The organism is Stenotrophomonas sp. NPDC077461 (assembly GCF_049545475.1).
GTDB classification, from domain to species: domain Bacteria; phylum Pseudomonadota; class Gammaproteobacteria; order Xanthomonadales; family Xanthomonadaceae; genus Stenotrophomonas; species Stenotrophomonas nematodicola.
The window spans coordinates 265700-276956 of record NZ_JBMWDO010000001.1; the positions used below are offsets into that span (position 1 = coordinate 265700).

At 68.5% G+C, this 11257-nt stretch carries 8 protein-coding genes and 1 tRNA gene; 5 read left to right on the forward strand and 4 right to left on the reverse strand.

Annotated features, from left to right (window positions below; translation table 11 throughout):
- Positions 1 to 20: 20 nt before the first annotated feature.
- Positions 21 to 107, reverse strand: a tRNA-Leu gene (locus ACPEH8_RS01240).
- Between the two features lie 128 nt (positions 108 to 235).
- Between ACPEH8_RS01240 and rnr the strand changes: the two genes are divergently transcribed.
- Genes rnr through rlmB form a run of 3 tightly spaced genes read left to right on the forward strand, consistent with a single transcriptional unit; the run spans position 236 to position 4029 of the window.
- On the forward strand, positions 236 to 2689 hold the full coding sequence (rnr, locus tag ACPEH8_RS01245) for a ribonuclease R (RefSeq protein ID WP_136004224.1): 2454 nt from the start codon (positions 236 to 238) through the stop codon (positions 2687 to 2689).
- Between the two features lie 54 nt (positions 2690 to 2743).
- Positions 2744 to 3223, forward strand: coding sequence for a GFA family protein (locus ACPEH8_RS01250; RefSeq protein ID WP_153164411.1), 480 nt, complete (start codon positions 2744 to 2746; stop codon positions 3221 to 3223).
- Positions 3224 to 3282: 59 nt separating this feature from the next.
- On the forward strand, positions 3283 to 4029 hold the full coding sequence (gene rlmB / locus ACPEH8_RS01255) for a 23S rRNA (guanosine(2251)-2'-O)-methyltransferase RlmB (protein ID WP_017357418.1): 747 nt from the start codon (positions 3283 to 3285) through the stop codon (positions 4027 to 4029).
- A gap of 159 nt (positions 4030 to 4188) precedes the next feature.
- Here the strand turns inward: rlmB and ACPEH8_RS01260 are convergent, their stop codons facing one another.
- The 3 genes from ACPEH8_RS01260 to ACPEH8_RS01270 are packed head-to-tail and all read right to left on the reverse strand — an operon-like array spanning position 4189 to position 8842.
- Positions 4189 to 5622, reverse strand: coding sequence for an efflux transporter outer membrane subunit (locus ACPEH8_RS01260; protein ID WP_423665849.1), 1434 nt, complete (start codon positions 5620 to 5622; stop codon positions 4189 to 4191).
- The gene (locus ACPEH8_RS01265; RefSeq protein ID WP_136004219.1) at positions 5619 to 7604 is read right to left on the reverse strand and encodes a MacB family efflux pump subunit; all 1986 of its coding nucleotides are present in this window, start codon (positions 7602 to 7604) and stop codon (positions 5619 to 5621) included. Before ACPEH8_RS01265 ends, ACPEH8_RS01260 begins: the two co-directional genes overlap by 4 nt.
- Positions 7601 to 8842, reverse strand: coding sequence for an efflux RND transporter periplasmic adaptor subunit (locus ACPEH8_RS01270; protein WP_312710449.1), 1242 nt, complete (start codon positions 8840 to 8842; stop codon positions 7601 to 7603). The genes ACPEH8_RS01265 and ACPEH8_RS01270 overlap by 4 nt, the downstream gene beginning before the upstream one ends.
- Before the next feature lie 202 nt (positions 8843 to 9044).
- Here ACPEH8_RS01270 and ACPEH8_RS01275 point away from each other — a divergent pair, with 202 nt between their 5' ends.
- Both ACPEH8_RS01275 and ACPEH8_RS01280 read left to right on the forward strand, forming a co-directional pair.
- Positions 9045 to 9773 (forward strand): response regulator, encoded by a 729-nt coding sequence (locus ACPEH8_RS01275; protein WP_017356981.1) that lies wholly within the window; start codon positions 9045 to 9047, stop codon positions 9771 to 9773.
- Positions 9770 to 11185 carry an ATP-binding protein gene (locus tag ACPEH8_RS01280; RefSeq protein WP_136004215.1) on the forward strand — a complete coding sequence of 472 codons (1416 nt, stop codon included), beginning with the start codon at positions 9770 to 9772 and terminating at the stop codon, positions 11183 to 11185. The genes ACPEH8_RS01275 and ACPEH8_RS01280 overlap by 4 nt, the downstream gene beginning before the upstream one ends.
- Positions 11186 to 11257: the final 72 nt, after the last annotated feature.

Here is an 11257-nt window from a genome sequence, read left to right on the forward strand (position 1 = left end):
TTTGATCATTGTCTGAGTCATGGTGCCCAGGAGAGGACTCGAACCTCCACGAAGTTGCCCCCGCTAGCACCTGAAGCTAGTGCGTCTACCAATTCCGCCACCTGGGCGACTCAGGGGGCGAATTGTGAAGATGCCATCGGCGCTTGTCAACGGTTTTTCGACAATTCTTCACAAAGCTGCATGTGCGCATGCCATGACCGGTTCTGCACACCGCCAGCGGTTAAGATGGAGGCCAATGAAACCAAAGAAACCGACCCGGGGCGCGAAAGCCCCCAAGTCCCCGGCGCCCAAGCAGGCGTCCGGTCCGTCGGGCAAGCCCCGCGCTGCCGCGAAGAAGAAGCCCGGCAAGCTGCCACCCTGGATGCCCGAATCTCTGACTGCGCCCGCCGCGCCGCGCCCCGGTACCCGCGCCGCCGCCAAGGACGCCACCCGCCGCCGCCCGTTGCCGGGCGCGGGCGATATGACCGTGCAGGACCCGTTTGCCGCGCGTGAGGCCGAGCGTTACGCCCAGCCCATCGCCAGCCGCGAGGCGATCCTGCAGCTGCTCGACCGCTGCGATGGCCCGCAGACCGCCGATGAGATTGGCGTCCATCTGGGACTGACCGAACCGGATCGGGCCGACGCGCTGGGCAAGCGCCTGGGCGCGATGGTGCGCGATGGCCAGCTGGTGCAGAACCGCCGCGGCGGCTTCGCGCCGGTGCAGGCCACCAACCTGATCACCGGTGTGGTCATCGCCAACCCGGAAGGCTTCGGCTTCCTGCGTCCGGTGGAGGGCGGCGACGACCTGTTCCTGCCGCCGTATGAAATGCGCAAGGTGATGCACGGGGACCGTGTGCTCGCCAACGTCACCGGCATCGACCGCCGCGGCCGTCGCGAAGGCAGCATCGCCCGCGTGCTCGAGCGCGGCATGACCCGCCTGATCGGCCGTTTCAGCATCGAGTTCGGCATCAGCTATGTGGTGCCCGATGACAAGCGGGTGCAGCGCAATGTGCAGATTCCGCCGGACCAGACCGGCGATGCGCGTGATGGCCAGCTGGTCGTCTGCGAACTGACCCAGGCGCCCGATACCCGGCGCCCGCCGATCGGCCGCATCATCGCGGTGCTTGGTGACAAGCTGACCGCCTCGCTGATCGTGGAAACCGCCATCCACGGCCACGAGCTGCCGTTCGAGTTCCCGCAGGAGGTGCTGAACGAAGCCTCCGCCGTGCCGCTGGTGGTGGAACCGTCGATGATCGGCGGTCGCGTCGACCTGCGCAGCACGCCGCTGGTGACCATCGATGGCGAAGATGCCAAGGACTTCGACGACGCGGTGTACTGCGAACCGAATGCCGAGGGCTTCCGTCTCGTCGTGGCGATCGCGGACGTGTCCAACTACGTGCGGCCGGGCACGCCGCTCGACGACGAAGCGCAGAAGCGCGCCACCTCGGTGTACTTCCCGGGGTTCGTGGTGCCGATGCTGCCGGAGACCCTCTCCAACGGCATCTGTTCGCTGATGCCCAAGGTCGACCGCATGTGCTTCGTCTGCGACATGCAGGTGAACCGCGAGGGCGAGGTGATCCACTCGCGCTTCTACGAGGCGGTGATGAATTCGCACGCGCGCCTGACCTATACCCAGGTCTGGCAGGCGGTAGGCGAGAACGACGTGGCGGTGCGCAACCAGATCGCCGCGGTGCTGCCGCAGGTCGAGCGTCTGCACCAGCTGTACAAAGTGCTGGCCAAGGCGCGCACGCGCCGTGGCGCGATCGAGTTCGAGTCCTCCGAAGTGCGCTTCGTGCTGGACAACACCGGTGAAGTCACCCAGGCCGGCATGCTGGTGCGCAACGACGCGCACAAGCTGATCGAAGAATGCATGATCGCGGCCAATGTGCAGGCGGCGCGCTACCTGCTCAGCAAGCACGTGCCGGCGCCGTTCCGCGATCACGCCAAGCCGCCGGAAGCCAAGTACGATGATCTGCTGGAGTTCCTGAAGGAATTCAAGCTGAGCCTGCCGCCGTGGTCGAAGGTGCAGCCGGGCGATTACACCAAGCTGCTCAAGAAGGTGCGCGAGCGCCCCGACGCGGCACTGCTGGAATCGGTGCTGCTGCGCAGCCAGAGCCTGGCGGTGTATTCGCCGGACAACCAGGGCCACTTCGGCCTGGCGCTGGACGCCTACGCGCACTTCACCTCGCCGATCCGTCGCTATCCCGACCTGCTGGTGCACCGTGCGATCAAGTACGCGCTCAGCGGCGGTTCGCTCGACAAGTACACCTATTCCGCGCGCGAGATGGCGGCGCTGGCGCTGCAGTGCTCCGAACGCGAACGCCGCGCCGACGAGGCCGAGCGCGAGGTCGACGAGCGTTACCGGGCGGCCTGGATGGAGAAGCACGTGGGCGGCCAGTTCGACGGCGTCATCAGTGGCGTGACCAGCTTCGGGCTGTTCGTGGAACTGGACGAGTCCAAGGTCAACGGCCTGGTCCACGTCACCCAGCTCCCGCATGACTACTACCAGTTCGATGCGGTGCGCAAAACCCTCAGCGGCGAGCGCCGGGGCAAGGCCTACCGCCTGGGTGACCGGGTCCGCATCCTGGTACTGAAGGCCAGCATGGAAGAGCGCAAGATCGACTTCCGTCTGGTCGAGGAAAAGGACGACGAGGTCCCGGCGCTGCCCCCACGTGGCCAGCCGGCCAAGCGCCGGAAGCAGGCGTACTGAACCGGAGTGCCGGCCGCTGGCCGGCCCTCCGTCACCCCGGAACGGACGGGCCCCATGACTACCCTTCCCGAATACAGCGGCGGCTGCCAATGCGGTGCGGTGCGTTTTCACGTCCGCGGTGAGCTGACCGACAGCTCGATCTGCCATTGCCGGATGTGCCAGAAGGCGTTCGGGGCCTACTATGCGCCCCTGGTCTCGGTGCGCGGGGTGGCATTCGCCTGGACGCGCGGGGAACCGCGCCGCTTCGCCTCCTCCAATCTGGTCAAGCGAGGATTCTGCGCGGACTGCGGCACCCCGCTGACCTACGAGGCCCCCAACGGGATGGCGATCGCCGCAGGCGCCTTCGATACGCCCGCGCGCCTGCCGCCCACGGTCCAGTACGGTATCGACGCCAAACTGCCGTTCGTGGATGCCCTGGACCGGCTCAGCGCCATCCGCGACGAAGACGACCCGGAGGCGGTCTACCTGCTGCACCTGGTCTCCCACCAGCATCCCGACCACGACACCGGTGACTGGCCTCCGCCCGCCGCGTGAGGCGGGGCCGCCGCCGATGCTCTACCATTACCACCCCCTTTCCGGTCCCGCCCCCCGCAATGAGCAAGCAAAGCCAGTGGATTGTCGGCGTCAACGCCGTCGCGTCCTCGATTGAGAACGATGCCGAGAACGTCCGCGAGGTCCTGATCGAGGCCGGCGCGAAGAACCCGCGTCTGACCGAGATCGAAGAGAACGCGCGGCGCAAGGGCATCGACGTGCGCAAGGTGAACACCCAGGCGCTGGACGGCGTGGGGGGTTCGGTGCGTCACCAGGGCGTGGCCGCGCGTTACCAGGCTGCACGCACCTGGGGCGAGAACGAGCTGGAAGGGCTGGTCGAAGCGGCCGAGGGCAAGGCCCTGCTGCTGATCCTCGACGAGGTGCAGGACCCGCACAACCTCGGTGCCTGCCTGCGCAGCGCAGCGGCGGCCGGTGCCACTGCGGTGATCATCCCCAAGGACAAGTCGGCCACGGTGAACGCCACCGTGCGCAAGACCTCGGCCGGTGCCGCCGACCGCATCCCGGTGGTGGCCGTGACCAACCTGTCGCGCTGCCTGAAGGACCTGCAGAAGCTGGGCGTGTGGATCTACGGCCTGGCCGGCGAAGCCACCGAATCGCTGTATGCGATCGACCTCAAGGGCAACGTGGCGCTGGTGCTGGGCGGTGAGGCCGATGGTCTGCGTCGCCTGACCCGCGAGAACTGCGACGGCCTGGTCAAGATCCCGATGCCGGGCGACATCGAGAGCCTGAATGTCTCCGTCGCCACCGGGGTCAGCCTGTTCGAGGCCGTGCGCCAGCGCGGTCTGTAATCCGCGCGCGGGCGGGCTGTGGAGCCGACCGTTGGTCGGCCGCCCTTCGTTCCGGCGTCGTGACATCCGATCCGCCTGCGCGCCGCCCGTTTCGACGCGGCCGCGCGCGGCGCGGCAGCCGCCCAACGGTCGGCGCTACATGGGGACGCGCGGCGGGCATCAGCCTGCGCTGCCGCCCAATGCCTTGAACAAGGTGACATCGTTGATCAACTGCCGCTGCCTCACCGACGCCAGCGACAGCTCCGCATCGCGCCGGGTCTGCTGCGCTTCCAGCCAGGTGCGCAGGTCGGTCGCACCGACCCGGTAGCGCACCTCGTACATCCGCTCGATTTCCACCGCTTCGTCATACGACGCCTGCGACGCCGCGACCTGCGTGGCGAACTGCGTGCGTGCCGAGAGGGCGTTGTCCACTTCCGACAGTGCGGTGTACAGCGTGCGGCGGAAGTCGTTGGCGGCGATCTGGTAATCGGTACCGGCCAATCGGGTGTCCAACTCGGCCTGGCGCACATTGAGGAACGGCAGCGACAGCCCGGCACCGAGCGTGGCCACCGGATGCTTCAACACGTCCGACAGCGAGGTGGCGCCGGTACCGACGCTGCCGGTCAGGCTCAGCGCCGGGTAGTACCGGGTGGCGGTCACCTTGATGGTCTTCAGGCTGTTGCGCAGGCGCAGTTCGGCCGCGCGCAGGTCAGGCCGGCGACCGAGCAGATCGGCCGGCAGGCCTTCGGCGATGGCCGGGCTGGTGGCACGCTCCAGCTGGCGGGGTTCGTCGGCCAGGGCCAACGGCTGGCCATCGAGCAGCACGGTCAACGCGTTGCGGGTGGCCACGCGCTGCTGTTCCAGCGCGCTCTGTGCGGCGCGCTGCGCCTCCAGGCTCTGGCTGGCCTGGCGCACTTCCAACCGCGACACCGCACCGGCATCGAAGCGGGCCTGCACCAGTTGCAGCGTGCGCTGCAGGCGCGCCAGATTGGCCTCACCGGCGCTGATGGACTGGTTGAGAAAGGCCAGCGTCCAGTACTGCGTGGCGACATCGCCGATCACCAGCAGCGCCGTGTTCTGCAGGTCCTCGGCGCTGGCCTGTGCTTCCCACTGGGCGATGTCGCGCTGGGCGCGCAGCCGTCCCCACAGATCAACCTCCCACTGCAGCCCGACACTGGCCGAACTGCTGCGGTTCCAGTCCGCAGACTGGTCGATCGCGCGGTTGCCGCTGCTGCCGACGCTGCCCGAGGGTTGCGGCCACATCGCGTTGTCGGCCAGTCCGGCCTGCAGGCGCGCACGCTGCACGGCCAGCCCGGCAGACGCCAGGTCGGTGTTGGCGGCCAAGGCACGGGCGATCACCGCGTCCAGCTGCGGATCGCCGAATCCGTTCCACCAGGCGTCGCGGCGCACGTCGGCACCCGCCTCGGCCGGTGACACGGCGACAGCCTGCACCGGCGCGTTGCGCGCCGCATCGCCGCGACCGTAGCTGGCCGGCACCGCCGGCGGGTCGACCCGGTACTGGCCGGTGCTGACACAGGCAGACAGCGCCAGTGCGGACAGGCAGGCCAGGGCCAGCGGACGCCGGGACATCAGGGGAATCGGGAACATGGTCATTCGCGCGCCAGCGCCTCCACGGGGTCGAGTTGTGCCGCACTGCGGGCCGGCAGGAAGCCGAACGCCACGCCGATCAGGCTGGAGCAGGCGAAGGCGGCCACGATGGACGCGGTCGAGAACAGCATCTGGAAGTCGGGAGCGAACTTGCCGAACAGCCAGCCCACCACCAGCGACAGCCCCACGCCAAGCAGGCCGCCGAGCAGGCAGACCAGCACCGCTTCGATCAGGAACTGCTGGCGGATGTCGCTCTGGCGCGCGCCCACTGCCATGCGTACACCGATTTCACGGGTGCGCTCGGTGACCGACACCAGCATGATGTTCATCACCCCGATGCCGCCCACCAGCAGCGCGATCGCCGCGATGGCACTGATCAGCAGGGTCATGGTGCGCGTGGTCTGCTCGATGGTCTGGCGGATTTCGGCGCTGTTGCTGAGGAAGAAGTCCTCGGTGCCGTGGCGCATCACCAGCAGCTTGGAAATGGCTGCCTGGGCGGCATCCATCGGCGTGCTGTCGTCCACCCGGACGGTGATGCTGGAGACGTGGCTCTGGCCAAGCATGCGTGACATCACCGTGGTGTAGGGCACCCACACGCTCAGGCTGGTGCTGCCACCGAAGCCGAAGCTCTGCCGCTGTGCGACGCCGACCACGCGCGCCGGCACGTTGCCGAGCAGGATCACCTGGCCGATCGGGTCCTCGCCGTTGGGGAAGAACTGGGTTCGGGTGTTTTCGTCGATCACCGCCACCTGGGCAAGGCCGCGTACCGCATCGCGGTCGAAGAAGCTGCCGGCAACCAGGGTCACGCCCTTGACCCGGAAGAACTGCTCACCCACGCCGCTGACCTGGGCGGTGGCCGACTGGTTGCGGTACCGGGCGGTGACCGAGGAAGACACACTGGGCGTGGCACTGTCCACGTAGCTCTGCCGCGCCAGCGCATCGGCGTCGCTGGCCTTGAGCGTCTGCACCCGGGCCGAGCGCATGTCGCCGAAGCCGCGACCGGGATAGACGTCGATGGTATTGGTGCCCAGCGCGCTGATGTTCTGCAGGATCTGCTGCTGCGAGCCGTTGCCCAGCGCCACGACCGACACCACCGAGGCGATGCCGATGATGATGCCAAGCATGGTCAGGAAGGTGCGCAACCGGTGCGCGTTCATTGCCAGCAGCGCCATCCGGAACGCTTCGGTGAAGCGGTCGCGCGCGGCGCGCCAGCTGTGGCCGCGGCCGGCATCCACGGTGGGCTGGCGCTGCGCGCGGTAACGGGGGGCGTTCGCATTGGCGCGGTCGGCGATGATCTCGCCGTCGCGGATCTCGATGATGCGCTGCGCGTGTTCGGCCACCGACATGTCGTGGGTGACGATGATGATGGTGTGGCCTTCGGCATGCAGCTCGCCGAGGATCGCCATCACCTCCTCGCCGGAGCGCGTATCGAGCGCGCCGGTCGGTTCGTCGGCCAGGATCACCTCGCCGCCGTTCATCAGCGCCCGCGCGATCGACACGCGCTGCTGCTGGCCGCCGGACAGCTGGCCGGGCTTGTGGTGCATGCGGTCGCCGAGACCGAGGCGCTGCAGAAGCTGCTCGGCGCGCGCGGTGCGCACCGGCCCCGGGCTGCCGGCATAGACCGCCGGCACGGCGACATTGCCGCGCGCATCGAGGTCGCCCAGCAGGTGGTAGCGCTGGAAGATGAAGCCGAAATGCTCGCGGCGCAGCTCGGCCAGCTCGTCCGGCAGCATGCTGCCGGTTTCGCGGCCCGCCACCTGGTAGCTGCCGCGGGTCGGCCGGTCCAGGCAGCCGAGGATGTTCATCAGCGTGGACTTGCCCGACCCGGACTGGCCGACGATGGCGACCATCTCGCCCGCATCGATGTCCAGGTTGACGTCGCGCAGCACGGCGATGGTGTCTTCGCCGGCGGGAAACTCGCGGCGAAGGTCGCGCAGTCGCAGCAGCGGGGCGCGCGTGGGCTGCGCGCCGGTCGGGGCACCGCTCATCGGCGCGGCCCGCCCATGCCCGGCCCACCCATCCGGATCTGCGGGCCACCACGGCCGCCGCCGCTGCTGCCCCCTGCCGCCGCGCCACCCTCGCCGACAATGACCTTTTCGCCCTCGGTCAGGCCGGACAGCACTTCGGCGTTGGCGCCGTTGTTGATGCCGATCCGCACCTTGCGTGGCGCCGGCATGCCGTCGGCGTCGGCGACGCGGACCACGTACTGGCCATCGCGGGTCTTCGGGCCGAGCGCCACCGCCGGGATCATGAGGACGCCCTTGGCCTGCTTGAGCATCACCGATACCTGCGCGGTCATGTCGATGCGCAGCGTGCCGTCGGGGTTCTCCACGTCGAACAGGGCGTTGTAGTACACCGCCGTACTCGAGCTGGAGCTGGAGGAACTGGAGCTTGATGCATTGTCGCTGGCGATGGAGGACGGCGCCGGATTGATCTGGCGCAGCGTGGCGTGGTACTTGCGGTCCGGCTCGCCCAGCGTGGTGAAGTACACCGGCATGCCGGCCTTGATTTTGACCACGTCCGCCTCGGAGATTTCGGCGTTGACCGTGACCAGATCCAGGCGCGCGAGCATCACGATGGTGGGCGCGGTCTGGTTGGCATTGACGGTACGGCCTTCCTCGGCCACCACCGCCACCACGGTGCCGTCCATCGGCGCGGTGATGCGGGTGTAGGCCAGGTTGGCACGGGCGGTGCCCAGTTCGGTCTCGCGACCCTTGATCTGCGCGTCGTAGGACTGGATCTGCGCGCGTGCGGTCTTCAGCCTGGCGTCGGCCGCGTCGTACTCGGCACGCGAGGTGGCTTCGGCCGCGAGCATCTGCTGCTGACGGGCGAACTCCAGTTCGGCCTCACGCAGGCTGGCCTGCTGTACCGCGCGCTGGGCGCGGATGTTGTCCAGTGCGGCTTCGGCGTTGAGCACCTGATTCTGCTGCGTGGTGGCGTCGATCTCGGCGATCAGCTGGCCTTCCTTGACGGTATCGCCCAGCTGCACCTTCAGCGACTTGATCTGGCCGGAGGCCTGCGCACCCACACTCACCAGCTTGTAGGCATCGACCACACCGGTGGCCTCCACCGTCTGCTCGATGTCGCCACGGCTGACCGGCGTGGTCGCCAGGGCCGGGGCGGCAGGCTTGCGGGCGAACCATGCCACAATCGCGGCAATCACGACGACGAAGGCGATCAGCAGCAGGATGCGGCCGCGGCGGGTGTGGGGCAGGCGGGGCTTCACGATGATCGTCTACTCGGCAGGCCGTTGCGTCGGCGTTGTCAGCATTGTGAAGACCCACGCCGGAGGGCTCAACGCTCGCCGTGTATCAAAGGGTAACCAGACGCGCTGTCCCGCGTTTCGTTGTGTATCGTCGTCGTGTCCTGACACACGCGTACGCATTCCCATTGATGCGGTTCATCTCCGGACAGGGGATCATGACCGCATGGAGACCACCACCACCATGCATCGCCTGTTAATCGTCGACGACGACCACGATATCCGCCAACTGCTTGCCGAACAGCTGGGACGCGCCGGTTACCAGATCAGCACCGCCAGCGATGGCACCGGCATGCGTCAGGTGCTTGAACGCGAACACGTCGACCTGATCGTGCTCGACCTCAACCTGCCGCGCGAAGACGGGCTGACCCTGTGCCGTGACCTGCGTGCGCGGTCAAGCACGCCGGTGATCATGCTCACCGCGCGCAGCGAGCCGATCGACCGCGTGCTGGGCCTGGAAATGGGCGCCGATGACTACCTGGCCAAGCCCTTCGAGCCGCGCGAACTGCTGGCGCGCATCCGCAACGTGCTGCGCCGGACCGAGGCGCTGCCGGCCAATCTGGAGCCGCTGGCGATCCGCCGCGCGCGGTTCTCGCACTGGATATTCGATCTTGAACACCGGCACCTGGTCGACCCCGATGGCCGGGTGGTGGTGCTGTCCGGTGCCGAGTTCCGCCTGCTGCGGGTGTTTGTCGGACATGCCAACAAGGTACTGTCGCGCGAGCAGCTGGTGGCGCTGAGCAGTGGCCGCAGCTACGAGTCGCAGGATCGCGCGATCGACCTGCAGGTCAGCCGCCTGCGCAACAAGCTGGGCGATGACGGCGGCAGCGACGGGCTGATCAAGACCGTGCGCAACGAAGGTTACGTACTGGCCACGGCGGTGGGGCTGGAATGAAACGCCTGCGGCGCTTCTTCGCTTCGATGGTGGGGCGCCTGTTCCTGATTCTGCTGCTGGGCATGGCGGTGGCCGCGATCGGCGCCACCGTGCTGGCCAGCGCCAAGCGCCAGCAGGAATTTGAACGGCAGAACCTCAACCGCATCGCCGACCGGCTGCAGGGCTACGTCAACCTGCTGGACGGCAACCCCGAGCTGCGCGAGCGCCTGCTGGCCGTGGGCGGCCCCAGCGTGCGCGAGCTGCCCGACGGCGCGCGCCAGGGCCGCAGGGACACCGCGATGATGGCCGTGCTGGATGACCGGCCCGGCCCGGTGGCGCACGCCCAGGTCCATTTCACCTCGTTCCGCTCCTGCCTGCCGCGGCTGCCGGAGCTGTTGCCGCCGCCGCCGCACAAGATGGGCGCGCCCAAGCGCCCGCGCGAGCGCGATCCGGCGTTCATCCCGCCCAAATGCCGCGCCGTGTCGGTGGTACTCAGCGACGGCACGCCGCTGCGGCTTGCACTGGATTCCCCGGCCGTGGCGCACAACGGCATCCTGGCGGTGGACCCGCTGTTCCTGACCCTGCTGGTGATCGCCATCGCGATCCTGGCCTACATCGTGGCGCGCATGGCCAGCGCGCCGCTGCAGCGCCTCGCCGCTGCCGCCGCGGCGCTGGGCGACGACCTGCAGGGCGCGCCGATGCCCGTGACCGGGCCATTGGAAGTCAGACGCGCTGCCGAAGCCTTCAACGCCATGCAGCAGCGCCTGCAGCGGCACCTGGGCGAGCGCACGCAGATGCTGGCCGCGATCACCCACGATCTGCAGACGCCGGTGACCCGGCTGCGGCTGCGGCTGGAGAACGTGACCGACGAGGCGCTGCGTGAGCGCCTGATCGGCGACCTGGGCGCGATGCAGGCGCTGATCCGCGAGGGTCTGGAGCTGGCCCGCAGTGCCGAAAGCGCCGAACAGCGCGCTGCCCTGGTGCTGGATTCGCTGCTGGAGAGCATCGTGGAGGACGCCGCCGAAGCCGGCGCCGACGTGCGCTTCGACCAGGCCAGTGGCGCGGTGATGATGCTGCGCCCGCTGGCCATGCACCGGTTGTTCTCCAACCTGGTGGACAACGCGGTGATGTACGGGCAGTCGGCACGGGTGAGTGTGGAGCAGACCGAGCATGACGTGGTGGTCCGCATCCGCGACAGCGGACCGGGCCTGGCCGAGGACGAACTGGAGGCCGTGTTCGATCCGTTCGTGCGGCTGGAGACCTCGCGCTCGCGCGATACGGGCGGCGCCGGGCTGGGCCTGACCATCGCCCGCGCGCTGGCCGAGAAGGACGGTGCCACGTTGCACCTGCGCAATCATCCGCAGGGGGGATTGGAGGCCGTGGTGCGTTGGCCGGCCACCTGGCGGGTTGCACCCGGAAGCCGCACCGGATAGATCTTCACGACCGTTCGGGCGCGGATTTGCCTACTATGGGCACCTCTTTGCCAGCTTCTCCCCCATGAGAGC